The 22,271-nt window shown below is 65.5% G+C and carries 28 protein-coding genes; 9 read left to right on the top strand and 19 right to left on the bottom strand.

Annotated elements, in window-relative coordinates:
* Positions 1 to 12: 12 nt before the first annotated feature.
* On the bottom strand, positions 13 to 1,209 hold the full coding sequence (locus BST42_RS18155) for an NAD(P)/FAD-dependent oxidoreductase (RefSeq protein ID WP_083120690.1): 1,197 nt from the start codon (positions 1,207 to 1,209) through the stop codon (positions 13 to 15).
* 66 nt (positions 1,210 to 1,275) lie between these two features.
* On the opposite strand from BST42_RS18155, the gene BST42_RS18150 reads away from it, so the two are divergent.
* Positions 1,276 to 2,448 (top strand): acyl-CoA dehydrogenase family protein, encoded by a 1,173-nt coding sequence (locus tag BST42_RS18150; RefSeq protein WP_083120689.1) that lies wholly within the window; start codon positions 1,276 to 1,278, stop codon positions 2,446 to 2,448.
* Here BST42_RS18150 and BST42_RS18145 read toward each other — a convergent pair.
* Together BST42_RS18145 and BST42_RS18140 are read right to left on the bottom strand one after the other, a co-directional pair.
* Entirely contained in the window at positions 2,445 to 2,918 is a 474-nt protein-coding gene (locus BST42_RS18145; protein ID WP_083120688.1) for an SRPBCC family protein, read from the bottom strand. The two genes, BST42_RS18150 and BST42_RS18145, sit on opposite strands and share 4 nt — an antisense overlap.
* A gap of 14 nt (positions 2,919 to 2,932) precedes the next feature.
* A complete protein-coding gene (locus BST42_RS18140) occupies positions 2,933 to 3,991 on the bottom strand; it encodes an NAD(P)H-dependent amine dehydrogenase family protein (RefSeq protein WP_083120687.1) in 1,059 nt (352 codons plus the stop codon).
* Positions 3,992 to 4,073: 82 nt separating this feature from the next.
* Here BST42_RS18140 and BST42_RS18135 point away from each other — a divergent pair, with 82 nt between their 5' ends.
* The gene (locus BST42_RS18135) at positions 4,074 to 5,264 is read left to right on the top strand and encodes a lipid-transfer protein (protein WP_083120686.1); all 1,191 of its coding nucleotides are present in this window, start codon (positions 4,074 to 4,076) and stop codon (positions 5,262 to 5,264) included.
* On the opposite strand, the gene BST42_RS18130 is transcribed toward BST42_RS18135, so the two are convergent.
* From BST42_RS18130 to rpmB, 5 genes are read right to left on the bottom strand one after another with little or no spacing between them, the layout of a single operon-like run.
* Positions 5,236 to 5,511 carry a hypothetical protein gene (locus BST42_RS18130; protein ID WP_083120685.1) on the bottom strand — a complete coding sequence of 92 codons (276 nt, stop codon included), beginning with the start codon at positions 5,509 to 5,511 and terminating at the stop codon, positions 5,236 to 5,238. The two genes, BST42_RS18135 and BST42_RS18130, sit on opposite strands and share 29 nt — an antisense overlap.
* Positions 5,508 to 5,759 carry a 30S ribosomal protein S18 gene (gene rpsR, locus BST42_RS18125; protein ID WP_435406045.1) on the bottom strand — a complete coding sequence of 84 codons (252 nt, stop codon included), beginning with the start codon at positions 5,757 to 5,759 and terminating at the stop codon, positions 5,508 to 5,510. Before rpsR ends, BST42_RS18130 begins: the two co-directional genes overlap by 4 nt.
* The gene (gene rpsN, locus BST42_RS18120; protein WP_083120683.1) at positions 5,753 to 6,058 is read right to left on the bottom strand and encodes a 30S ribosomal protein S14; all 306 of its coding nucleotides are present in this window, start codon (positions 6,056 to 6,058) and stop codon (positions 5,753 to 5,755) included. The genes rpsR and rpsN overlap by 7 nt, the downstream gene beginning before the upstream one ends.
* Position 6,059: 1 nt before the next feature.
* Entirely contained in the window at positions 6,060 to 6,224 is a 165-nt protein-coding gene (rpmG, locus tag BST42_RS18115) for a 50S ribosomal protein L33 (RefSeq protein WP_083120682.1), read from the bottom strand.
* Positions 6,224 to 6,460, bottom strand: a complete 237-nt coding sequence (gene rpmB / locus BST42_RS18110) for a 50S ribosomal protein L28 (protein WP_083120681.1) — start codon at positions 6,458 to 6,460, stop codon at positions 6,224 to 6,226. Before rpmB ends, rpmG begins: the two co-directional genes overlap by 1 nt.
* A gap of 114 nt (positions 6,461 to 6,574) precedes the next feature.
* Between rpmB and mrf the strand changes: the two genes are divergently transcribed.
* Together mrf and BST42_RS18100 are read left to right on the top strand one after the other, a co-directional pair.
* Positions 6,575 to 7,771, top strand: a complete 1,197-nt coding sequence (mrf, locus tag BST42_RS18105; RefSeq protein ID WP_083120680.1) for a ribosome hibernation factor-recruiting GTPase MRF — start codon at positions 6,575 to 6,577, stop codon at positions 7,769 to 7,771.
* Positions 7,768 to 8,034, top strand: coding sequence for a type B 50S ribosomal protein L31 (locus BST42_RS18100; protein ID WP_083120679.1), 267 nt, complete (start codon positions 7,768 to 7,770; stop codon positions 8,032 to 8,034). The genes mrf and BST42_RS18100 overlap by 4 nt, the downstream gene beginning before the upstream one ends.
* Here BST42_RS18100 and BST42_RS18095 read toward each other — a convergent pair.
* The gene (locus tag BST42_RS18095) at positions 8,018 to 9,646 is read right to left on the bottom strand and encodes a long-chain fatty acid--CoA ligase (RefSeq protein ID WP_083120678.1); all 1,629 of its coding nucleotides are present in this window, start codon (positions 9,644 to 9,646) and stop codon (positions 8,018 to 8,020) included. The genes BST42_RS18100 and BST42_RS18095 overlap by 17 nt on opposite strands.
* Before the next feature lie 46 nt (positions 9,647 to 9,692).
* The gene (locus BST42_RS18090) at positions 9,693 to 10,715 is read right to left on the bottom strand and encodes an alpha/beta fold hydrolase (protein WP_083120764.1); all 1,023 of its coding nucleotides are present in this window, start codon (positions 10,713 to 10,715) and stop codon (positions 9,693 to 9,695) included.
* Between the two features lie 95 nt (positions 10,716 to 10,810).
* Between BST42_RS18090 and BST42_RS18085 the strand changes: the two genes are divergently transcribed.
* A complete protein-coding gene (locus BST42_RS18085) occupies positions 10,811 to 11,143 on the top strand; it encodes a YnfA family protein (RefSeq protein ID WP_083120677.1) in 333 nt (110 codons plus the stop codon).
* Positions 11,144 to 11,184: 41 nt separating this feature from the next.
* Here the strand turns inward: BST42_RS18085 and mbp1 are convergent, their stop codons facing one another.
* Positions 11,185 to 11,418 (bottom strand): microaggregate-binding protein 1, encoded by a 234-nt coding sequence (gene mbp1, locus BST42_RS18080; RefSeq protein WP_083120676.1) that lies wholly within the window; start codon positions 11,416 to 11,418, stop codon positions 11,185 to 11,187.
* Between the two features lie 253 nt (positions 11,419 to 11,671).
* Between mbp1 and BST42_RS18075 the strand changes: the two genes are divergently transcribed.
* On the top strand, positions 11,672 to 11,986 hold the full coding sequence (locus BST42_RS18075) for a hypothetical protein (protein ID WP_083120675.1): 315 nt from the start codon (positions 11,672 to 11,674) through the stop codon (positions 11,984 to 11,986).
* On the opposite strand, the gene BST42_RS18070 is transcribed toward BST42_RS18075, so the two are convergent.
* The 4 genes from BST42_RS18070 to BST42_RS29905 all read right to left on the bottom strand — a co-directional run bounded on the left by BST42_RS18070 (position 11,983) and on the right by BST42_RS29905 (position 15,985).
* Positions 11,983 to 12,369, bottom strand: coding sequence for a nitroreductase/quinone reductase family protein (locus BST42_RS18070; RefSeq protein WP_083120674.1), 387 nt, complete (start codon positions 12,367 to 12,369; stop codon positions 11,983 to 11,985). The two genes, BST42_RS18075 and BST42_RS18070, sit on opposite strands and share 4 nt — an antisense overlap.
* Before the next feature lie 21 nt (positions 12,370 to 12,390).
* A complete protein-coding gene (locus BST42_RS18065) occupies positions 12,391 to 13,530 on the bottom strand; it encodes a YncE family protein (RefSeq protein WP_165760871.1) in 1,140 nt (379 codons plus the stop codon).
* 686 nt (positions 13,531 to 14,216) lie between these two features.
* Entirely contained in the window at positions 14,217 to 15,467 is a 1,251-nt protein-coding gene (locus BST42_RS18060) for a hypothetical protein (RefSeq protein ID WP_083120672.1), read from the bottom strand.
* Between the two features lie 44 nt (positions 15,468 to 15,511).
* Positions 15,512 to 15,985 carry a hypothetical protein gene (locus tag BST42_RS29905; protein WP_207569526.1) on the bottom strand — a complete coding sequence of 158 codons (474 nt, stop codon included), beginning with the start codon at positions 15,983 to 15,985 and terminating at the stop codon, positions 15,512 to 15,514.
* Positions 15,986 to 16,162: 177 nt separating this feature from the next.
* Here BST42_RS29905 and BST42_RS18050 point away from each other — a divergent pair, with 177 nt between their 5' ends.
* Entirely contained in the window at positions 16,163 to 16,822 is a 660-nt protein-coding gene (locus tag BST42_RS18050; RefSeq protein WP_083120671.1) for a DUF3060 domain-containing protein, read from the top strand.
* Between the two features lie 42 nt (positions 16,823 to 16,864).
* On the opposite strand, the gene BST42_RS18045 is transcribed toward BST42_RS18050, so the two are convergent.
* Positions 16,865 to 17,314, bottom strand: coding sequence for a cupin domain-containing protein (locus tag BST42_RS18045; RefSeq protein WP_083120670.1), 450 nt, complete (start codon positions 17,312 to 17,314; stop codon positions 16,865 to 16,867).
* A 183-nt stretch (positions 17,315 to 17,497) separates the two neighbouring features.
* Here BST42_RS18045 and BST42_RS18040 point away from each other — a divergent pair, with 183 nt between their 5' ends.
* Positions 17,498 to 18,883, top strand: coding sequence for an amino acid ABC transporter substrate-binding protein/permease (locus tag BST42_RS18040; RefSeq protein WP_237159496.1), 1,386 nt, complete (start codon positions 17,498 to 17,500; stop codon positions 18,881 to 18,883).
* Positions 18,880 to 19,653, top strand: a complete 774-nt coding sequence (locus tag BST42_RS18035) for an amino acid ABC transporter ATP-binding protein (RefSeq protein WP_083120668.1) — start codon at positions 18,880 to 18,882, stop codon at positions 19,651 to 19,653. Before BST42_RS18040 ends, BST42_RS18035 begins: the two co-directional genes overlap by 4 nt.
* A 2-nt stretch (positions 19,654 to 19,655) precedes the next feature.
* Here the strand turns inward: BST42_RS18035 and thpD are convergent, their stop codons facing one another.
* From thpD to ectB, 3 genes are read right to left on the bottom strand one after another with little or no spacing between them, the layout of a single operon-like run.
* Complete coding sequence (gene thpD / locus BST42_RS18030; RefSeq protein WP_083120667.1) at positions 19,656 to 20,558, bottom strand: ectoine hydroxylase; 903 nt, start codon at positions 20,556 to 20,558, stop codon at positions 19,656 to 19,658.
* Positions 20,555 to 20,947 (bottom strand): ectoine synthase, encoded by a 393-nt coding sequence (locus BST42_RS18025; protein WP_083120666.1) that lies wholly within the window; start codon positions 20,945 to 20,947, stop codon positions 20,555 to 20,557. The genes thpD and BST42_RS18025 overlap by 4 nt, the downstream gene beginning before the upstream one ends.
* Before the next feature lie 31 nt (positions 20,948 to 20,978).
* Positions 20,979 to 22,268 (bottom strand): diaminobutyrate--2-oxoglutarate transaminase, encoded by a 1,290-nt coding sequence (gene ectB / locus BST42_RS18020; RefSeq protein WP_083120665.1) that lies wholly within the window; start codon positions 22,266 to 22,268, stop codon positions 20,979 to 20,981.
* Positions 22,269 to 22,271 lie beyond the last annotated feature (3 nt).

Genomic DNA, 22,271 nt, shown 5'->3' with positions numbered 1-22,271 from the left:
AAACCTTTCCTGTCAGGCGTGTTCGGGAAATGGCAGAGAGATCGGTTCGGGGTCGAGCCGGCTGTTGCCGTCGGCATCGAAGCGGTCCAAACCGAGGTCGGTCAGGTCCAGCCAGTCACACCTACCCGTGAGCGTCAGGTCCGCGGCCGCCTCGGCGACCGCAGGGCCCCACATCATGCCGTGCCCCGCCGGACTGGCCACCACGGTGCCGTCCACCGCACCGTCGTCGGTCAGCAGCGGACCCAGTATCGGCAGATGATCTCCGGTGTAGTCGATCGTCGCCGCCCATACGCGCCGAAGCCCCAGCCCGCGCACCGCGGGAAACAGCGACTCGATGCGTGCCAACGCCTTCTGGTAGTAGCTCCAGTCGAACTCGGTTGCCTCACCAGGACGTTCGGCCGGATTGCTCATCCCCCACAGCACGCCACCGAATTCGCCGGGACGCCAGTAGATTCCCTCGCTGACGTCGAACACCATGGGCAGTTCATCGATGTCGGCGTCACGCAATGGTTCGGTGACCACAACCTGGTGGCGGGTACCGCCCGCCGGGATGCGTCCCCCTGCGGTCGCGCCGACGTCACCGAGCATCGGCCCACCCGTGAGCACGACGCGGTTGGTGTCGATCGGACCGTCTGAGGTATCGACGCCGACCACCCGCCCGTTGGCCACCCGTAGACCGGTGAAGCTGCAGCGTTCCCGGACATCCACTCGGTGCGCGGTCAGCGCCGCGGCATAGGCGAGTACGTTGCGTGGCGCGTTGATGTATCCGTCGCCGGGTGCGTACGAACCGCCTGCGGTCACCCCGGGCGCCAAACCCGTGTGCCGGTCGTCGATATCAGAACTGGACAGCCACTCCACGGCCAGTCCCAGCCGGCGCTGCAACGCAATCCGATCGTGCGCCTGGTGCACTTCGGCATCGGTGAAGCACGGCATCAGGTAGCCCTGCGCCACGAAGCCGCAGTCCAGTGGGTAGCGGTCCCCGCTGGTGGAGTAGAACTCCTGGCTGCGCAGCCCCAACCGGATCGCGGTCTCGGTGCCGCCTTGCGCGCGCACCATTCCGGCGGCGCGGCTGCTGGCCCCGTCACCGAGTGTCTGCGCCTCCAGGAGCACAACCCGGCCCGCGTCGCGTTCGGCCAATTGCACGGCCGTCCACGCCCCGACGGTTCCACCACCGACGACCACGACGTCTGCACCGCGACTGCTGGCCATACCTCAAGACCGTGGCATAGACTGAACGCTCAGTCAAGAGCTTCCAGCGAGCGGAGAGTACCGCGAATGTACGGGTTGACAGCCGAAGACCTGCGGATCCAGAACACCGCCCGCGAATTCGTCGACACCCTGATCCCCTACGAGGTGGATGCCGAGATGTCCGGCGGCCAGCTACCCAAGGAGCTGACCGCCGAGCATCATGCCAGGGCGATCGAACTGGGCCTGTACGCCACCAACATGCCCACCTCGGTGGGTGGACCGGGATTCACTGCGCTGCAACAGGTTCTGGTCCAGGAGCAGGTCGGCAGGGTGACCAACGCGATCGCCTGGGTGATGCACACCCCGCCGCAGTGGTGGGCCGAGGTGGCCACCGAATACCAAAGGCAGCGCTGGCTGCTACCTGCGGTGCGCGGCGAGAAGCACGAGGCGTACGCCATCACCGAGGAATTCGCCGGCTCCGACGTATCGGCACTGGAGACCACCGCGCGCCGCGAGGGCGACGAGTACGTGATCAACGGAATCAAGTGGCACGTCACGTCGTTCAATCTGGCCGAGTACGTCTTCGTCCAAGCGGTTCTGGTCGGCGGCCCCAATGAGGGTGACCATGTGCTGCTGGTGGTGGACCTGCCGTGGCCCGGGGTCGAGGTGGTACGCACGCCGCACTATTCGCACAACATTCCCGACGAGCATCCGATCGTGTCGTTCACCGACGTCCGGGTGCCGACGACCCATCTGGTCGGCGCCGAGGGCGAAGGTATGACGTTCACGCAGGACTGGTTCCGGTTCGAGCGGATCATGGTGGCCTCCCGCTGCGTGGGTGCCGCTCAACGTCTGGTCGACGAGATGACCGCGTTCGCAACGGATCGCATTGTGGACGGCAAGCCGCTCGGTGAATACCAGTTGGTGGCCGGCATGCTCGCCGACAGTGCCACCGAGCTGTTCGCCGCGCGAAGCATGCTCTACGAGGTGGCCCGCGGGATCGACGCCGGGCTCGACCGCAAGGCACTGCACGGGCAGGCCTCGATGGCCAAGCTGTACTGCTCGGAGATGGCCGGCCGGGTCGCCGATCGGGCGGTGCAGATCTTCGGCGGGCGTGGATACATGCGTGAGAACATCGCAGAGCGGATGTTCCGCGAGCTGCGGGTGGAGCGAATCTGGGAGGGCGCCAGCGAGATTCAGCGGATCATCATCGGGCGCCAGCTGATGCAACGCGGGCCTGCGGCGTTGCTGGGCTCCTAGCTCAGCAGATGATCCGAGAGGGTGGCCAGGGCCTGGTTGGCGTAACCGCGCCAGATCCGGGCGAACACCGGGAGCAACGGCGCGGTCAGCGCCGACTTGGGGTGCAAGGTCCATTGCCACGTCACATTCGTGCCGGTGCCGCGTTCGCTGAACTTCCAGAGCCCCTCGACGTGATCGATCAGCGGCGCCATCGCGCCGCGGACGTCGGTGAGGGTGTAGCCGAATGCAGTGGGAGCATCCATGCGGGTGAGTGTCTCCCGCATGCCGCCGCCCCCGAGCAGGGCGATGGTGCGGGTCTGCCCCACCGCTGACCAGTCGCCGGTCTGGTCGTGCACGGCTTTGATCGGCGGGATCGGTCCATACCAGCGGTGGAACAACTGGGGAAGCGGCATCGGCAGCGTCTTGGCGAACGCATCCGGTACCGCGACGGGAATGGCGCGGGACTGCGCGACGACGAGGGGGTGAGCCATCTCGCCAAGAATAGTCAGCGCGCGAGCTGAGGCGCTGCGCGTCCGGTGATCGGCGGCAGGTCGAAGAAGCCGGCGATGCCCGGCGCGGCGGCACAGGTCGCCGGCACGGAGTTGACGCAGTGCGCCGCGGTGGCCACCACACCCGGGTTGCTGACCAATCCTTCCTCGACGCTCTCCGGCTGCCAGCCCTTGACCGTGACGAAGGTGTTCGGGTTGCCGCGCACCTCCATCTCGTAGCGCTCCCCCGCCGGCCCGAAAGACCATGCCGGATCGAGGTTTTCCTCACCCATCAGCCAGTTGACGGTGATGCGCACGACGATGGTGTTGGTGACCACGGCATCCCAGTGGAAGCGCCGCCCGGCCACCTGGCCGGGTTCGATGACCCCCATCGGCGAGTCGATGGGGGCGGTCGCGACGGCCACCTCCTGGGATGTGCGGATCTGGGGCTCGGCGGCAAAACCGAGGCGGTCGACGATGAGCCGAACCGATTGGAAGAAGCCACCGTTGAGCAGCTTCTGCATCGGTCCGGTCAACGCGCTCTCGGGCGTCCCGCCGAAGCCCATCACGTGGCGCAGCACGTCGGGTGCACCGTAGGTCCGAAGGTCGGAGAACTCCTCGGCGCGAACGTAGGTCACCCCGGTGGACATCACCGACAGCAGCAGTGGGAACAGCTCGGTGGCCGCACCCGGTCCGATACCTGCGCCGTGCAGGGTGACGTTGCCTTCGTGCGCGGCGGCCTCCAGCGGGGCGGCTTCGGATTCACTCGGGTAGAACCAGCCCAGCGGACTGACCACGTTCTTGCCCGAGCGCAGCAGTGCGGTCACTTCCTCGACATTGGGCAGCAGCGGCGCGTAGATCACCGCGTCGGCGTCCAGGGCGAGGATGTCGTCGATGCTGTTGGTGGCCGTGACGCCCAGCGGATCGGTACCGATGATCTCGCCGACGTCCTTGCCGGCCTTGTCCGGGGAATGCACCCAGCAGCCGGCCAGTTCGAGTTCGGGATGTTCGCGCACACCCTTGATCGCCGCGACCCCGACCGACCCGGTTGCCCACTGCACGACTCGCAACGTCACTGGTGCTCCTCCGCAGAAAACTAGAACGTGTTACAGCCGGGTCTACACTAGCGGGATCGTCACTGCAGACGGAAGGATTGTTATGCCGAACAGGGTGTTCGTCGTCGGGGTCGGGATGACCAAGTTCGAGAAGCCGGGCCGCCGAGAAGGCTGGGACTACCCCCAGATGGCCAACGAGTCAGGCACCAAGGCGCTGGCCGACGCCGGCATCGACTACGCCGAGGTGCAGCAGGGGTACGTCGGCTACTGCTCGGGTGACTCGACCTCCGGGCAGCGTGCGCTCTACGAACTCGGCATGACCGGCATCCCGATCGTCAACGTCAACAACAACTGTTCGACCGGCTCGACGGCGCTGTACCTGGCTGCGCAGGCCATCCGCGGTGGCCTCGCCGACTGCACCATTGCCCTGGGCTTCGAGAAGATGCAGCCGGGCTCACTCGGCGGTGGCGCCGAGGACCGCGAGTCGCCGCTGATGCGCCACATCGTCGCCCTCAACGAGACCGACTCGATGACGTTTCCGGTGGCGCCGTGGATGTTCGGCGCGGCGGGTCGCGAGCACATGAAGAAGTACGGCACCACTGCCGAGCATTTCGCCAAGATCGGCTACAAGAACCACAAGCATTCGGTGAACAATCCGTACGCGCAGTTCCAGGAGGAGTACACCCTCGACGACATCCTGGGCGCGAAGATGATCTCCGATCCGTTGACCAAGCTGCAGTGCTCGCCCACCTCGGACGGCTCCGGAGCGGCGATCGTGGCCAGCGAGGCCTTTGTCGACAAGCACGGCCTGGCCGGCCAGGCAGTGGAGATCGTCGGGCAGGCGATGACCACCGATTTCCAGTCCACCTTCGACGGCAGCGCCAAGAACATCATCGGCTACGACATGAACGTACAAGCCGCACAACAGGTTTACGACCAGTCCGGCCTCGGCCCGGCCGACTTCCAGGTCATCGAGTTGCACGATTGCTTCTCGGCCAACGAGCTGTTGCTGTACGAAGCACTGGGCCTGTGCGGTGAGGGCGAGGCTCCCGAGCTGATCGACGCAGGCGACACCACCTATGGCGGACGCTGGGTGGTCAATCCGTCGGGCGGCCTTATCTCCAAGGGCCATCCGCTGGGCGCGACCGGTCTGGCCCAGTGCGCCGAGCTGACCTGGCAGTTACGCGGCGCCGCGGACAAGCGTCAGGTCGACAACGTCACCGCCGCGCTGCAGCACAACATCGGCCTCGGCGGAGCGGCGGTCGTCACGGCCTATCAACGCGCGGAGCGCTGAGGTCGATCCACCGCGCAGGACCGATTGGCGAGCGGTCGGCGCGGCACGGCTGGAGCATGGCGACCGCACCCTCGTCGCGGTGCGCCTGACAGCCGTCCGGGCAGCCATCCGGGCCGAGCAGGCACGGCGTGGAGACGAGCATTCCGCCTGAGCTGTCACGCACCATGGTTCGCAACGCGTCGAACACCGACGTGTCCGGTGCCGTGCAACCGGCGCACACCACGAGGGTGAAGGGCGTGGGCATCATTTCGCCCCGGGGTACGGCAGAAGCGCCATCTCCCTGGCGTTCTTGATGGCGGTCGCGACCTGCCGCTGCTGGCGCACCGTGAGGCCGGTGACCCTGCGCGATCGGATCTTTCCGCGTTCGGAGATGAACACCCGCAAAGTGGCGGTGTCCTTGTAGTCCACTTCGCTCAGTCCCATTCCGGTGAGAACGTTGCGCCGGGGCTTGACCTCTGCCGTGGGCCGCCGGCTACGGTTCTTGGCCTTCACCAGCTCGCCTTCCGCACGCCGGAAAGCTCACCTCGGTGGACCAGTTCGCGCACCCGGACCCGCGACAGCCCGAACTTCCGCAGATGTCCGCGGGGACGACCGTCGACGGCGTCACGGTTGCGCACCCGCACCGCGCTGGCATCGCGGGGCTGGCGGGCCAATTCCTGCTGCGCCTGCAGTTTCTGCTCGGCGGTGCTCTGCGGCGAGGAGATGATGCGCTTGAGTTCGCCGCGCCGCTCGGCGAAGCGAGCGACGGTCTCGACGCGCTGATTGTTCTTGACGATCTTGGATCGCTTGGCCACCTCAGCGCTCCTCGCGGAACTCGACGTGGCGCCGGATCACGGGGTCGTATTTTCGCAGCACCAAACGGTCGGGATCGTTGCGGCGGTTCTTCTTGGTCACGTAGGTATATCCGGTGCCGGCTGTCGACCGTAGCTTCACGGTCGGCCGGATCTCGTTGCGCGCCATCAGATTTTCTGTCCTTCCCGGCGCAAGCGCGCCACCACGGCTTCGATCCCGTCGCGGTCGATGACCTTGATGCCCTTGGCGCTGACCCGAAGCCGGACGCGCCGCCCCTCGGATGGCAGGTAGTAGGTCTTGATCTGGATGTTCGGCGTCCAGCGCCGGCTGGTGCGCCGATGCGAGTGGGACACCGAATTGCCGAAACCCGGTGTGCGCCCGGTGACTTGGCATCGTGCAGACATCGACAACCCTCCTGCGGCAGTTCGTGTTATTGAAAATGATTTTCGACAAGTGCGTTCTCGCACTGTAGCGTGTGTCAGGACTTAATGGAAATCGTTTTCAATACGGGAGGTGCGGTGCGAACCCCGGTACTGCTGGTCGCAGGTCACGGTGACAGCGATGCCGTGGCCAGAACACTGCTGCGGCAGGAGGGAACTCTGGTCATACGGCACCACTTCGACGGCCACGTGGTGCACCGAGTTCTGACCACCGTGCAGAACGCCGTTCCCACCTCTGCCGGTTATGTCCTGGAACTGGAACACGGCTGCCTGTCCTGCACGGTGCGCAACGACCTGCTCCTGCTGTTGCGCCGACTGCACCGCCGCGCCGATGTGGAGCGGATCGTCGTACACCTGGAGTCCACCCTGGAGCCCGAACCCGTCTGCTGGGCCATCAACCACGTCAGGACCCGCCTGGGTCCCGGCTACCTCGACGGGCCTGCGTCGCGCGATGTCGAAATCATCGGCGTCATAACCTGTTTGGATTCACCTATCTGGCTCGCCCACGCGCTCTGCGATGACGAACTCGACGACGGGCGGACCGTGGCCCAGGTGGCCGTCGGTCACAGCGAGTTCGCCGACGTCATCGTGGCACCAAGAGTGGACCGCACCACCGTGGCCGTCCTGCGCCGGTTGGCGCCTCGCGCGTGGATCATCCAGCTGCCCGATCACGTCGAGGAAGCAGTGGCGAACCTGGAGCCCGGCGCGCGTCGCGGCCGCAGTGACGATCCGCACGGTCCGCTGCTGGACGGTGAACCACCACTGGAAACCGACGGGCAAGTCGGCATCATCGAGTTCACCGCCGACCGCCCGTTTCACCCTGAGCGCCTTCACGATGCGCTCGACGTCCTGCTGACCGGAGTGGTGCGCACCCGCGGCCGGATCTGGCTGGCCAATGAGCCCGACAACGTGATGTACCTGGAGTCCGCCGGTGGCGGCCTGCGCGTCAGCTCGGGCGGAAAGTGGCTGGCGGCGATGAGCGAGTCGGAAGTCGCCTACGTCGGACCGGAGCGCCGGGTGATGGCCGGCCTGGCGTGGGACGACCGATACGGCGATCGCCGAACGTCGATGACCGTTCTGATCTGCGGGGCGGAACGCCTCGAGATCGAGGACGCGCTGCGGCAGGCGCTGGTGACCGACGACGAGATGGACAGTCCCGACAGTTGGGCCGACTACCCCGACCCGTTCGGTCATTGGCACGAGGAACCGTGCGGCAACCCGACCGGGCCCACCGAACTATCCAAGCCGACAACCAATCACGGAGAAGAACGATGAAACCCGATATTCACCCCGACTACCGCCCGGTCGTCTTCCAAGACGCCACGACCGGCACGACGTTCCTGACCCGTTCCACGATCACGACGTCACGCACGATCGATGTGGACACGGCCGACGGCGTGCGCACCTATCCCCTCGTGGTCGCGGAGGTGACCGCGGACTCCCATCCGTTCTGGACCGGTGAGCGTCGGATCATGGACGCGGCGGGGCAGGTCGAGAAGTTCCGCCGACGGTATGGCCGGACTAACCCAGGTGCGTGACGTCGTAGACGTCGTCGGCGTGCCGGGCGCGGATGGTCTTCTTGTCGTACTTGCCGACACTGGTCCGCGGGATCTCGTCGACGAATGTCCACCGTTCCGGCAGCCACCACCGAACGACCTTGTCGGACAGAAAGTTCCGTAGTTCCTCCGGCGACGCCTGCGCCCCCTCGTGCAGCACCACCGCGGCCAGCGGCCGTTCCTGCCAGCGTTCGTCGGGCACCCCGACCACCGCGGCCTCCCGCACCGCGGGATGGGCAATCAGACAGTTTTCGAGTTCGACCGACGAGATCCACTCGCCGCCGGACTTGATGACGTCCTTGGCGCGGTCGGTCAACGTGATGTAGCCCTGGCCGTCGATGCGCCCCACGTCCCCGGTGCGCAACCAGCCCGACTGGAACTTCGACTCGTCGGTGTTGCGGTAATAGGAGCCGGTGATCCACGCACCCCGCACCTCCAACTCCCCGACCGCCTCGCCGTCATTGGGCAGCACGGCGCCCTCGTCGTCGACGATGCGAGTCTCGACACCACAAATCGGCCGGCCTTGCGTTCCGCGGACCTCCCACTGCTTTTCCGGGGTCAGGCCCGGTGGCGGCCAGGCCAGGGTGGCGATCGGCGACGTTTCGGTCATGCCCCACAGCTGGCGGATCTCCACGTCGAACTTCTCCTCGAACGCCTTCATCAGCGACACCGGCACAGCGGAGCCGCCGCAGGACACCAACCGCAGCGAGGAAATGTCATGGCCGGGGTTGCGGTCCAGGTGGTTCATCACGTCGTTCCAGATGGTCGGCACCGCCCCGGCCACCGTTGGGCGCTGGCTTTCGATCAGGTTCACCAACGAGGTGGGATCCATGAATCGGTCGGGCAGCACGAGATCGGCGCCGGCCATCAATGCCGCATAGGGCAGACCCCAGGCATTGGCGTGGAACATCGGCACGATCGGTAAGGCCTTGTCGGAGAAGCTGAGTCCGAGCCCGTTACCGCTACAGACCGCCATCGAGTGCAGGTAACTCGACCGGTGTCCGTAAACCACGCCCTTCGGATGTCCGGTGGTACCGCTGGTGTAACACATTGCGGCAGCCGAGTTTTCGTCGATGTCCGGCCAGTCGAACTCATCGGACTCGGCACCGAGCACGTCGTGATAGCGCACCACCCGCTTGCCCGACGCCTCGAAGGGCGCCAGGTCGCCGGAGCCGACGGCGATCACCGTGTGCACCGTCTCCATCTTGGGCAGCACGGGGGCCAGGATCGGCGCCAGCGACAGGTCGGCGATCACCACCTGATCCTCGGCCTCGTACGCGACGAACTCGATCTGCTCGGGGAACAACCGGATGTTCAGCGTGTGCAGCACAGCCCCCATCGAGGGCACCGCGACGTAGGCCTCCAGGTGTTCCTGGTTGTTCCACATGAAGGTGGCGACCCGGTCGTCGCCCTTGATGCCCAGGCGCCGTAACGCATTGGCCAGCCGGGCGGCCCGCTGTCCGACCTCGCGGTAGGTGGCGTGCCGGAACCCGTCGCCGGTCGCGGTGGTGACGGTCCGATCGCCGTGAACGGTGGCGGCGTAGCGCAGGATCGCGGCAACGGTCAGCGGAAAGTTCTGCATCGTGCTCTGCATAGGCCCGAATCTATCGCGGCGGGCAACTCAGCAGGTCCGGGATCGGTTACCCGGTCAACGAAACCGGCACCCGGCGGCGGGGCGGCCACCGTAGAGCCAACGTGCGACGGCGCGGCCGGCAGCGCGTGGCCGGCGATCGGAGCAGCTCGAGCTCGACGGGATCGAGTTCATCGGCGCTCAGGTCCGGGATATCCCGGTACAGCCGTTCCAGCGCCCGGCCGAGTTCGGCGCCGAGCAACTGGCGCACCATGTCGGCGCCCTGACGCGGGCGAGCCAGCATCCACGAATGGTGCGCGCCCGGCACCCGGTAGAGGGTCGCGTCGGCACGCTCGGCCATGTCGTAGGCGTTCTCGAACGGCACGACACCGTCCTTCTCGCCGTGCACGACGATGGTGGGCACGGCGTTGGTACGCATCGCGACCAGCTTGTCCGCGAAGTCGCCGGAGCCCAGCAGCGCCCGCAGGGAACCGGTCAGTCCGAATGGCGCGCGCGCGTTGCGCGCCAACGCACCCGCCATCAGCCGCACGTATCCGGCCAGTTCGCCGAGCGGGAGCCGCCTCGGGTCGCCCTGCGCATCGACGGCAACGGCCAGTAACCGCTCGGCGACAGCGCGGGGCGAGCGATGCCCGGGCGAGATCGACTCGTCGAACGGCGCGCCCGCGGCGGCGTTGAGCAACACCGCTGCCAATACCCGCTCGGGGGCGCGGGACGCCAGGTCGACGATCATCCGTCCGCCCATGGAGTGCCCGAGAAAGACCGCTTTACCGACGCCCATCGCATCCAGGGCGCGCAGCGTCAAGTCCACCCGGCCTTCCAGCGTTGCCTCCGCAGGCAGCGTCGGCGTTCCACCATGGCCTGCCGCATCGAGGGCGATCACGGTGAATCCAAGCGCTCCCAGCCGGCTCAACAGCCGCAGATAGGCCCGCGCGTTGAGACCGTAGCCGTGCAGGAACACCAGCGGCACGCCGCGACCGCCGGTCAGAACGCCGACCCGGTGGCCGTCGTCAAGGCGCAGCACGTCGTGGTTGAGCCGGACACGGCTGCCAGAGAGTGGTTCTTCGGTGGTCACCGGTCTGGGGTTCACCGCAGCCCGCGTTCGCACACTGTGGCGTTGCCGACTGCTCGGCGTGGGTGTGAGCAATTCGCCCGTGCCATGCTGACCCGATGGTTGTGCTGAAATCAGCGGCGCTGTTCCTGGCCGCGGCGCTGCTGGAGATCGGCGGCGCCTGGCTGGTGTGGCAGGGCGTCCGCGAACATCGGGGCTGGATTTGGGCCGGCTTCGGCGTAATCGCTTTGGGTGCTTATGGTTTCGTCGCGACGCTGCAGCCCGACGCGCACTTCGGCCGGATCCTGGCTGCCTACGGCGGAGTGTTCATCGCGGGTTCGCTGCTGTGGGGCATGGCGGCCGACGGGTTCCGCCCAGACCGCTGGGACGTGACCGGTTCGGTGATCTGCGTGGTGGGAGTGGCACTGATCATGTACGGCCCACGGGGCTGACAGAAAAAACCCGGCCGGGTTCACCGGCCGGGTTCTGTCGTCTACTGGTGCGACTCTTGTCGCTTCTCTTGGGCGTTCGCCTCGCCGCGAGCCTTTTCGGCCTCGGCTTCCTTGGCCGCAGCGTCACGCTGAGCCTGCGCCTTGTCCTGCTGCGCCTTGCCCTCTTCAGTGAGGCTGTCGCTGCCGGTCACGGCGCCGACGGCTTCCTTGGCCTTGCCCTTGGCGTCTTCGACGACGCCCTTGATGCCCTCTTCGGGTCCGCTGTTGCCTGCCATGGGTCCTCCTTGGCGTCTGTTCCTGCAGTGCAGGATGAGGCGCATGCGCACCGTGCATCCCATTGATCGGGTGATTTCTCGTGCAGCGCCAGTCGCTTTCGACCGCGGGGCCGCACATCCGCCCGCAGGTGCGGGGTTCCCGAACCTGCAGCAGGTAAACAACCCCAGGCGAATCTGCAGGAGCGGGAACGTTTTCGTCGGCAACGACGATGTACCTGGAGGATCATTGGGCGGGAAAAGAGGAGGTGCGATCATGCGGACCGCATATGCGCTCGCCGCGGTGGCGGCCGCGGGTGGCATCGTCGCAGGGCCGGCCGCGACGGCGTGGGCTGACAGCTCGGCTCAGGCGACCATCAGTCAGCTGCAGAGTCAGGGTTACACCGTGAACATCGACCGCATCGGCACCGGTCCGATGTCGAAGTGCGTGGTCACGAACGTGCGCAATCCCCAGACCGTCACTCAGTGGGTGCCGTACACCGGACCGGGGCGCGGCAACAATCGCACCATCCTGGTGCCGGTCGTCACCAGCCAGACGATTTCGGTGTCACTCGACTGCAGCGCCCACTAGTCCAAGTCCACACGGATGGTGAGCAGGTTGTCTCCCATCGCACGCACCGCCGCACTGTTCATCCGCGGAAGCTCGGCCAGTCGCGCCCGCGCGTCGTCTTCGGGTAGGAGCACGGCGGTTCCGCTGTGCCAGCGACCGCGAACGCGGACCCGTACCCGGGGGTTGGCCGCAATGTTGCGGACGTATTGGGATCGATCGCCGAATTCCGACACCAACCAGAAGGTGTTGCCGTCGAGTCGACCGCCGATCGGGGTGGTCCGTGGTTGGCCGGACTTTCGCCCGGTCGTTTCCAGCAGAGTCTGAATCGGGACCAGCCGCATCAGTGGGTTGGCGACCCGCCGCTGGACGACGTTGACGACGCGCTGCCGTGGAGTCGAAGTCATGACTCCATCGTGGCAGCCCGGTCAGGAAGCCGCGACGGCCAACTGCGCCTGCGGGACGGCCGGGTCCAGCCGGATGGCGGTGATCGCACCCGCGTAGTCCGCCGCGTACAACCGGTTCCGGACCGGGTCGACGGCGAGGCAGGACAACTGCGGGCCGATGACGACGCTGTCGACGATCTCGGTGGTGGCGGTGCACATCACCGCGATCTCGTCACGGTCGACGATGTAGGCGCATGCGCCGCCGCGGCTGAGCACCAGCTGCGTAGGGACACCGCCCATGTCGATGGTGTCGGTCACCCGAGCACCGGGGACGTTGATGACGTAAATGACTCCGCCGAGCTCGACGTCCCACCCGGTGGCAAAAACGGTGCGGCCGTTGGGCACAACTGCAATGTCACCGATCGGACCGTCGATGGACACGCCGGCCTTCACCGCACGGGCCCTGGTATCGATGACGGCCAGCATGCCGCCCGTCGGGGTGGTCAGCGCCGCGAACAGACGCGTGCCATCGGCGTTGAGCCGAACCGTCTCGATGGAGGCACCGGGGGCGGCCGGGATGGCGACGCTGCTGAGCGCGCCGGATTCGATGTCGATGACCGCGATATCGACATCCTCCTCGCCGGTCCTGCCGACGTAGAGCACGTCACCGGCCGGGCTGACGGCCAGGCCCGAGAGGGTCGTGTCGAACGTCTTAGCCGCGAGCGGTGTCGCGGTGCGGGTGTCGACGGCGACGACGGCGTCCTCGGCGTTGGACGCTGCACTGACATAGGCGCGGTCACCGACGATGACGGCCGCGTAGGGCTCACTGAGCCCGTCGATGGTCGCAGTGACCGAGAGCGTCGCGGTGTCGATGACGCACACGACGTCGGCGCCGTAGTGGGAGGTGACGAGATGTCGGCCATCGGGGCTGACGGCAATGTCGCTGACGGGTCCGTGCCCGGTGGCCAGGGTGCGGGCGACCGTCATCACCGGCGCTTCGATCGGCTCGGTCAGCGGCTCAAGTTCGGCGCCACCCAGCAACTGCGGCAGCAGGTCCCCGATCGGGGCCCGCCGGATCGACGGCAGCGCCGACAGCCACAAAGAGCGCTCCGCGGTGGCCCGCTCAGCCACCGCGACACCGGTGACTTTGGACCCTTCCGTAACTCCCGTTGTGTTTGCCATGATCTCGTACCTCCGGCGGCCTGGACTGCGCCGCGCATTGTCTTTAGTCGTTTTCGCGTTACCTGCCGGTAACCGCCTGCGTCGAGTGTAGCGAGTCAATTCACGGAGAATTCGCGGCTTTTCGGAACCCATTACCAAGCACGCCGAAGGTCTCAGCAACTACTAAGACAACGATCGTTATCAATTCGTTGCAAAGGCTCGGCCCCGGTAGATAATTGCGTTCTGACATGGGCTTTTAGCGGCATTCAAGATCGCAAACGAATGAACGCAACGACCGCAGTCCTTAGATTTTCTTACCGGCGCCAAGCCGAAAGAGGCACAAATCACAATGCCTCAGCCGCGTCTAAATTCCTAAGGAAAATCCTTAACTTATTGACGCTCCTGGAGGCCGACCGCGGCTTGACGCGACTTCCCGCGATCTTGATCCCGAACGAGTTCGCTGATCGGCGCACTTAGCGAGTGAGTCTCAGCAATTCGCCAGTGGTCCAGATCACACCATCTGGTCGACGGATTCGCGGCTGCGGACCGGTGTGGTCGACTCCGGTGCCGTCGGCCACCCGCCGGCAGGCCCTGCTGGGACTCCGGCAGAGGATCCATCGCGAGGTGCGTCCCGCTCCTACCGGATGAGGTGGCTGGCCGGCACGCTGGGCGATGATGTCGACGCCGTCGTCGCCCATGCCGTTCGGCTACTGCTGCCGAATTAGTCCCTCACGTCCGGGCGCCACCCACACCGCCGCCAGCCCGGCCAGGACATTGAGGCCCAAGATCGTGATGATCGGGCCGACCACCGCGGCGCTCTGGGCCACCGCACCGAGTGCCGCTCCGAGAAGCGACGACTCCACGGCGATGATCAGCGAACCGAAACCCAGCAAAGTAGCGCGGTGGTCCTGGGCGGCGAAGGCGCCGATCCAGGCCAGGCTGGCGCTGAAGATGGCTTGGTTCGCCATGGTCGCCAGGATGAACACGATTCCGTAGATCCAAATGTGGTTCAGGTCGTCGCGGTACTCCATCACCACGCAGATCGCGGCGGCCGCCGAACCGAGCAGAGCGCTGTTGACCAACATGCCGCGCACCCCGAGCGCGCGGCTGACGAAGCGCCAGAACAGTGCGCCCGCCACCATTCCGATGCTCGACGAGATCACCAGGACGTGCAGGCTGCCCGCGGTGTCGCTGTGATTGACCGAGGCATGGATGCTGTAGAACGACGTGCCGAGACTGACCGGGACGAACAGCAACTGGACAATCGCGTACCTGCGGAACCACGATTGCGATCGCGCGGCCCGCACACCGTCGCGGTAGGTGTCCTTGAACGTCACCCGGTCGACCTCGGATGCGCGCACCGGACCGATGAACACCGCGGCGATCGCGGCGGCAAGCAGTCCCGACGAGCCCAGCCAGAGCAGGTCCAGATGGCTGTGCGCCGGGTCGCGCTGAGCCAGGAAAGGCAGCAGCACCAAGGTGGTCCCGATCGCCAGGATCGCGCCGATGGCACCCTGGGTGAGAATCAGATCGCTGCGACGCTGCTCGGCCAGCTTGCTCGAAACCACCTCGGAGAAAGCGACTTTCGAGACCCCACCGACGACTCCGGTGGCCAGTGACACCGCAAGGAAGATGCCCGCGATGAACCACTTGGTCCACGCCGAGAACGCGCTGATGACCACCAGCGTGGCCATCAGCAGGGTGGTGGCGGCGATGACCAGGTGTTTGAGGTGGCGAGCTCGGGCGAGGATGTAGGGCGCCAGTGAGTTACCCCCCACGATTCCGACGCAGTAGGCGGGATAGAGCAGCCCGGCAGCCCAGTAGTACCCCTCCTGGGCGCAGATGAACGGCAGCACCACCGAGACGTTGGCCAGCTGGGTGCCCGTCGTGTAGAGCGTGCCCTGGGTGAGCAGCACACGATAGGCCCGACCCGGCGCGCGCGCACTCACTTCGGTCATCGGACCTCCACCGTCGCGGAGAAGTTGCCGAGAGGACCGTATACCTAGGCAGCCAGGCGGGCAGGGCGAAACGCGACGATCGGCAGGCGGTGCGCGAGGTCGACGTGCGCGGCCGGACTGCCGTCGTACTCCCGGCAGAGCAGGATCCCCATCACGCGGTAGACGATGGGGCGGATCAGCCAGTGGCGACGTTCGTATTCGGCGATCACCGCGACAGCCTCCGGCTCACTGAGCACCCGGTGCTCGGCGGAGAACGTCGTCCCGCCGAGTTCGATCGATGCCGGTGAACCGGATGCGATGTCGCGGAACCATTCACATGACGGCCCGAGACCGGCGATGACCATCACCTCGTCGTCGCTGGCGCCGATGACTTCGAGGACCGTGCGGCAGTCGCACGACTCGGATTCGCCGTGACTGAGGCGAACGAAGCGCTTGCCGAGCAGCCTGCCGAAGCCGTGCTCGTAGATCTCGACCGGCGCGTGAAGCGCCAGCCGGATGATGGGGTGCGGTCGAACCATGCCGGCAGATACCCGTATGCGACCAGCGCAAAACGGGCGCTTTCGACATCAAGCAATGACCCTTTCGAGGTCAAACACCGGCAGTTTCGCGCACACGTAAAAGTTGGCCTCATCAACCCCGTGGCGGGCCTGGATGGGCAATATTCTGTCGGGAACCGGAACGAGGAGTGCGAGCCGATGAACCCAGACGACGATCCCGAGGAACGCATCCGACAACTCGAGCGACCGCTGACCGAGCAGGCGCACACCAGCGAGCTGGGGACCGCGGCACCGCCGGGCAACTGGGCACCACCTCCCCCCGGCTACTACGGGTCGCCGATGCCGCCCCCGTCAGGTTCGTCGTCCACACCCGGCCTGCGACTCGGCTGGATTGTGTTCGTGCTGTTGGTGGTTGGGCTCACCATCGGCGGTGGCGCGATCCTGATCACCAGTCACCTCAACGCCGGCCGGACCTCGCCGGGCCTGCCTACGATCTCCGGCGGCGGTGGCACATTCACCACGGTCACCCGGCCCAGCCGCAGCACCCCGACTCCCCCGCCGAATTCGGCCGCCACCGTGGCCCCGCCCGAATCGGGCGCCACTCTCAGCGTCTCCGGTGTCAACGAGAACAAGCGGCTCGCGTGCGACAACAGCGTGGTCACCATCAGCGGTATGGACAACACCGTGGTGATCACCGGCCGCTGCAAGCGCGTTCAGGTATCCGGCATGAACAACATCGTCACCGTCGACGCGGCCGACGCCATCGAGGCGTCCGGCATGGACAACAAAATCACCTACCACGGCGGCTCACCGACGGTCGACAAGTCCGGCTTCTCCAATACCGTCGAGCAGGGTTGACGTAATGCTTGCCGAAAGATATTGGCAGATAACGGGATCGGACTATTCGGCGCACACGTCGGGAGCGTCCTCGCGGACCGGGGTGGCGACCGGCAGCGTGTAGGTGACGACGACCTCGGCGCGCGAACCGGATTCGTTGGCGACGCGATGCGGAACGCCCGCGGGAATGGCGACCGCCTGCCCGGCAGCGTAGGTCACCGGGGCACACGCACCGGCGGTCTGCAACGCCACCGACCCGCCGGTGATCACCGACAATTCGGCGCCGGGGTGGGTGTGCCAACCGCTGGTCGCGCCGGGACCCATCGACAGGCTCTGGACGATCTGGGTGGCGGGCCCGTCGGTGGTGATCGACACCGACGTCTCGGTGTCCCCCTTGGCCAGGTCGGTGCGCGTCACGTCGCCGCCGGGCGGCGTCGCCCCGGCCGTTACGGTGGGCATCGCCGAGCACAGCAGGAGCACGATCGCGGCACAGGTCACCACTCGGGTGGTCATGACACTCCTCGTCGTCGATGGGCAGTTACCCACACACGCGGCAAGTCTTGACGTTAGCGTGAACTGCACGCGCACAATCGGAAAATGGGAGGGCAGCGCATGCCGACCGGATGGTTACGCCGAAAGTCTCACCGAAGTACGGCGCGAGCGTTCGCCTTGGTGGCGCTGGCCGCCGTCTTGACGATGCTCACAACCGGACTGTTCGCGCCCGCGCGGGCGTCAGCCGACGGCGAGAACTACTTGATCGCCACCGACACCACCTTCGCTCCGTTCGAATTCCAGGACAAGCAAGGCAATTTCGTCGGAATCGACATGGATCTCATCCGCGCGATCGCCGAGGATCAGAAATTCACCGTCGACATCAAACCGCTCGGCTTCGACGCCGCACTGCAGGCCGTACAGGCCAACCAGGTCGACGGCGTGATCGCCGGCATGTCGATCACCGACAAGCGCAAGCAGGTCTTCGACTTCTCCGAACCGTACTTCGAGTCCGGCATTCAGATGGCGGTCCTGAAGACCAACAACGACATCAAGTCCTATGAGGACCTGCGCGGCAAGCGGGTGGCGGTCAAGAACGGCACCCAGGGTGCGACGTTCGCCAACTCGATCAAGGACAAGTACGGCTTCCAGGTGGTCTCGTTCGCGGACTCGTCGTCGATGTTCGACGAGGTCAAGACCGGCAACTCGGTGGCGGTCTTCGAGGACTACCCGGTGCTGCTGTACGGCATCGCGCAGGGCAACGGCTTCAAGACCGTCACCCCCAAGGAGGAGCCGACCGGCTACGGCTTCGCGGTCAACAAGGGCCGCAACGCCGAGCTCATCAAGAAGTTCAACGCCGGCCTCGACAACCTCAAGAAGTCCGGGAAGTACGACCAAATCGTCAACAGCTACCTCGGTGAAGGCGCCTCAAAGGATGACAATTCATTCTTCGGGCTGATCAAGAGCACCTACCCGATCCTGCTGCAGGGCCTGAAGATGACCGTCATATTGACGGTCGTCTCGATCGCGATCGCCCTGGTGCTCGGAGTCATCTTCGGCCTGTTCCGGGTGTCCCGATCGATTGTCCTGCGTGGAATCGGCACGACGTTCGTCGACATCTTCCGCGGCACCCCGCTACTGGTGCAGGCCTTCTTCATCTACTTCGGCATCCCGTCGGCGCTGGGCTTCCAGATGAGCGCGCTGACCGCCGGCATCATCACCCTGTCGCTGAATGCGGGCGCGTACATGACCGAGATCGTGCGCGGCGGTATTCAATCCGTCGACAAGGGACAGATGGAGGCGGCCCGCAGCCTGGGCATCGGATATCTGCCGACGATGCGTAAAGTCATACTGCCCCAGGCCATCCGGACGATGATCCCGTCGTACATCAACCAGTTCGTGATCACGCTGAAGGACACGTCGATCCTGTCGGTGATCGGCATCGCCGAGTTGACGCAGACCGGGCGCATCATCATCGCAGGCAACTTCCAGTCGTTCAAGATGTGGCTGATCATCGGGATCATCTACTTCATCGTCATCATGGCGCTCACCAAACTCTCCGACCGCGTCGAGAAAAGGATCGTGAAATGACCGACCTCGTTCCCGATTCCGCCGACACAAAGCCGGCAGGCACGGTGATGATCCACATCGAAGATCTCAAAAAGTCGTTCGGTGAACTGCTGGTGCTCGACGGCATCACCACCGACATCAAGCAGGGCGAGGTGGTGTGCGTGATCGGCCCGTCCGGGTCGGGAAAGTCGACGTTCCTGCGCTGCCTGAACAAACTCGAAGACATCACCGCGGGCAAGGTGGTGGTCGGCGACTTCGATCTCACCGACCGCAAAGTCGATCTGGACAAGGTGCGGCAGCACATCGGCATGGTGTTCCAGCATTTCAACCTGTTCCCGCACATGACCGTGCTGCAGAACGTCACGCTGGCACCGCTGACGACCAAGAAGATGGACAAGGCCGCCGCCGAGAAGAAGGCGATGGAGTTGCTCGGTCAGGTCGGTCTCGCCGAGAAGGCCCATGTGAAGCCGGCCACGCTCTCCGGCGGCCAGAAGCAGCGGGTCGCGATCGCGCGGGCGCTGGCGATGGATCCCTCGATCATGCTGTTCGACGAGGCGACCAGTGCCTTGGACCCGGAGATGGTCGGCGACGTGCTGCAGGTTCTGCGGGACCTGGCCGAAGGCGGTATGACGATGGTGGTGGTCACCCATGAGATGGGTTTCGCCCGCGAGGTGGCCTCCCGGGTGATCTTCATGGCCGACGGCAACATCGTCGAGGACGATGCCCCCGACCAGGTTTTCGACCACCCCAAAAGCGAACGGCTGCAAGAGTTCCTGTCGAAGGTGCTCTGAACCTATGCGGTCGCGGACTGCACGGAAAAGGGCTCGGTGGTGCGCGCGGCGAGATACTCCGGGCGCGGCTCGGCCGCCGCGAAGGGTTGGCAGAGTTTGTTTTCGACCGAGTTGAACACCAGGAAGATGTTCGACCGTGGGAACGGTGTGATGTTGGATCCCGATCCGTGAATGATGTTGCAGTCGAACCACAATCCGGCGCCGGGCGGGCCAGTGATCTGGTCGACTCCGTGTCGATTCGCTGCCGCGGTCAGGGTTGCTTGATCGGGCACGCCGACTTCCTGCCGGACCAGCGAGGACGCGTGGTTGCGTTCCGGCGTAGCACCCACACATGGGAAGAACGTCCTATGCGATCCGGGCATGACCATGAGTGAGCCGTTGTACGGGTAGTTCTCGGAGAGCGCGATCGAGCACGACACCGCCCGCATCGTCGGCATACCGTCCTCGGCGTGCCAGGTCTCGAAGTCCGAATGCCAATAGAAGCCGGTTCCCGTGAATCCCGGCATCAGGTTGACCCGCGCCTGGTGGAGATAGACGTCGCTGCCCAGCAATTGACGCGCTACCGGTAGAACAGTGTCGAGGCCGATGACTTCCGCGATGACGTCACTGAACAGATGCGGTTCGAACACCGAACGGATGCCGCCCTGCCGTTCGCGAATGATGCGCGGATCGTCATCACCCATCAGGCCGCCGATACGAGCCAGCTCATCACCCATCGGCCTGAGCCAGTCTTGCCCGAGTGTCTGAGGACGAGCCAGATAGCCGTTGGCCGCCATCGATTCCAGGTCATGGTCGGACAGCGGTCCGTCGTTGCCCGCGCCCCACACCGTCGGCTCGATTCGAGCGATCGGGTCGGCCGGGCGTTCGAGCCGGGTCGGGTAGTTGTCGTGGGGGTGACCGCTCACCTGACGGGCTCCGCGGGTGGGTAGGTTCCCGTCTCGTCATGTACCTCGGTGCCGGTCACCGGCGGATTGAATACGCACATCATCCGCATCTGCTCGGTACACGTCACCCGGTGGCGCTCATGGCCATTGAGCAGATACATCGTGCCCGGGGCGAGCGGATGCTCCTCACCGGTCTCGTGGTTGGTCAACGTCCCGCTACCCTCGACAACCCACACGGCCTCGACGTGGTGGCGGTAGTGGAATTCGCTGACCGAATCGGTGTTGATGGTGGTCTCGTGGAACGAGAAGCCAACTCCGTCGCCGGCCAGAATGATGCGCTTGGACCTCCAGTCCTTGGCGGCCACGTCACGATCGGTGCCGGTGATCTCATCAGTGGTACGGACAATCACAAATGAACTCCTTTTGCTGGTCTGGCGGATGTCAGGACAACGTGCTGGCGACCGACTCGGCGAGTATGTCGATGCCGAGCACAATCTCGGCGTCCGGTGTGGTCAGTGGCGGTAGCAACTTGACCACTTCATCTGCGGGACCGCTGGTTTCCATCAACACGCCGCGCTCGAACGCGGCACGGCATACCTTGGCGGCTGTCGGCGCGTCCTCGAATTTCAGCCCCTGCGCCATACCACGTCCGCGGGCGCTGATCTTGGGGTTCGAGGTCGCAATGGCGTCCAGCCGGTCCCGCATCAGGCCACCCTTGGCCAGGGTCTGGTCAGCGAAAGTGGTGTCCTGCCAATACGCTTCGAGCGCCGCTGTGGCCGTCACGAAAGCCGGGTTGTTACCGCGGAAGGTGCCGTTGTGTTCCCCGGGCGCCCACACATCCAGGTCGCGCCGGAACAGGGTGAGCGCCAACGGAAGCCCGTAACCGCTGATCGACTTGGAGAGTGTCACGATGTCGGGCTTGATCCCGGCTTCTTCGAAGCTGAAGAACCTGCCGGTCCGGCCGCAGCCCATCTGTACGTCGTCAACGATCAGCAGGATCTCGCGCCGATTGCACAACTCGGCCAGAGCGCGCAGCCACTCCGCCCGAGCCACGTTGAGCCCGCCCTCACCCTGCACCGTCTCGACGATCACCGCGGCCGGACGATTGAGCCCACCACCGGAGTCGTCGAGCACTCGCTCGAACCAGTGAAAGTCCTCGGTGACGCCGTCGAAGTAGTTGTCGTACGGCATCGGCGTCGCGTGGACCAATGGGATACCCGCACCGGCACGCTTCATGGAATTGCCGGTCACTGACAGTGACCCCAATGTCATTCCGTGAAAAGCGTTGGTGAAGTTGATTATTGACTCGCGGCCGGTCACTTTTCGTGCCAGCTTCAATGCCGCCTCCACCGCGTTGGTGCCGGTGGGCCCGGGAAACTGCACCTTGTAGTCCATGCCCCGCGGAGCGAGAATCAGTCGCTGAAACGTCTCCAGAAATGCGGTCTTCGCCTCGGTTGCCAGGTCCAGCGAGTGCACGATCATGTCGCGGCTGAGGTAGTCGAGCAGAGGCCGCTTGAGGAGCGGGTTGTTGTGCCCGTAGTTGAGAGCGCCCGCACCAGCGAAGAAGTCCAGATAACGCCGGCCGCTGGTATCGGTCAACCAGGACGCGCTGGCTCCGGCCATCTCCACCGGCCAGCCGCGGCAGTAGCTGCGCACCTCCGACTCGACGGCGTCGTAGACGTCCGGTAGCTGAGAGTCGTTGAAAGAAGGCACCATTGCCTGGGTTGTCATGTT

The sequence above is a fragment of the Mycolicibacterium rhodesiae genome, from assembly GCF_002086695.1.
Classification (GTDB): domain Bacteria; phylum Actinomycetota; class Actinomycetes; order Mycobacteriales; family Mycobacteriaceae; genus Mycobacterium; species Mycobacterium rhodesiae.
This window is presented reverse-complemented; position numbering and strand designations above follow the sequence as displayed.

Excerpts from the sequence above, each read along its gene's own strand:
- BST42_RS18135 (WP_083120686.1), top strand. The coding sequence starts at position 4,074 with ATGCCGAACAGGGTGTTCGTCGTCGGGGTCGGGATGACCAAGTTCGAG.
- BST42_RS18060 (WP_083120672.1), bottom strand. The coding sequence starts at position 15,467 with ATGACCGAAGTGAGTGCGCGCGCGCCGGGTCGGGCCTATCGTGTGCTG.
- BST42_RS18150 (WP_083120689.1), top strand. The coding sequence starts at position 1,276 with ATGTACGGGTTGACAGCCGAAGACCTGCGGATCCAGAACACCGCCCGC.
- ectB (WP_083120665.1), bottom strand. The coding sequence starts at position 22,268 with ATGACAACCCAGGCAATGGTGCCTTCTTTCAACGACTCTCAGCTACCG.
- BST42_RS18035 (WP_083120668.1), top strand. The coding sequence starts at position 18,880 with ATGACCGACCTCGTTCCCGATTCCGCCGACACAAAGCCGGCAGGCACG.
- BST42_RS18040 (WP_237159496.1), top strand. The coding sequence starts at position 17,498 with ATGCTCACAACCGGACTGTTCGCGCCCGCGCGGGCGTCAGCCGACGGC.
- BST42_RS18130 (WP_083120685.1), bottom strand. The coding sequence starts at position 5,511 with ATGATGCCCACGCCCTTCACCCTCGTGGTGTGCGCCGGTTGCACGGCA.
- BST42_RS29905 (WP_207569526.1), bottom strand. The coding sequence starts at position 15,985 with ATGGTTCGACCGCACCCCATCATCCGGCTGGCGCTTCACGCGCCGGTC.
- mbp1 (WP_083120676.1), bottom strand. The coding sequence starts at position 11,418 with ATGGCAGGCAACAGCGGACCCGAAGAGGGCATCAAGGGCGTCGTCGAA.
- BST42_RS18145 (WP_083120688.1), bottom strand. The coding sequence starts at position 2,918 with ATGGCTCACCCCCTCGTCGTCGCGCAGTCCCGCGCCATTCCCGTCGCG.
- BST42_RS18065 (WP_165760871.1), bottom strand. The coding sequence starts at position 13,530 with ATGGCAAACACAACGGGAGTTACGGAAGGGTCCAAAGTCACCGGTGTC.
- BST42_RS18095 (WP_083120678.1), bottom strand. The coding sequence starts at position 9,646 with ATGCAGAGCACGATGCAGAACTTTCCGCTGACCGTTGCCGCGATCCTG.
- BST42_RS18045 (WP_083120670.1), bottom strand. The coding sequence starts at position 17,314 with ATGACCACCCGAGTGGTGACCTGTGCCGCGATCGTGCTCCTGCTGTGC.
- BST42_RS18085 (WP_083120677.1), top strand. The coding sequence starts at position 10,811 with ATGGTTGTGCTGAAATCAGCGGCGCTGTTCCTGGCCGCGGCGCTGCTG.
- rpmB (WP_083120681.1), bottom strand. The coding sequence starts at position 6,460 with ATGTCTGCACGATGCCAAGTCACCGGGCGCACACCGGGTTTCGGCAAT.
- BST42_RS18075 (WP_083120675.1), top strand. The coding sequence starts at position 11,672 with ATGCGGACCGCATATGCGCTCGCCGCGGTGGCGGCCGCGGGTGGCATC.
- BST42_RS18070 (WP_083120674.1), bottom strand. The coding sequence starts at position 12,369 with ATGACTTCGACTCCACGGCAGCGCGTCGTCAACGTCGTCCAGCGGCGG.
- BST42_RS18155 (WP_083120690.1), bottom strand. The coding sequence starts at position 1,209 with ATGGCCAGCAGTCGCGGTGCAGACGTCGTGGTCGTCGGTGGTGGAACC.
- BST42_RS18050 (WP_083120671.1), top strand. The coding sequence starts at position 16,163 with ATGAACCCAGACGACGATCCCGAGGAACGCATCCGACAACTCGAGCGA.
- rpmG (WP_083120682.1), bottom strand. The coding sequence starts at position 6,224 with ATGGCGCGCAACGAGATCCGGCCGACCGTGAAGCTACGGTCGACAGCC.
- BST42_RS18100 (WP_083120679.1), top strand. The coding sequence starts at position 7,768 with ATGAAACCCGATATTCACCCCGACTACCGCCCGGTCGTCTTCCAAGAC.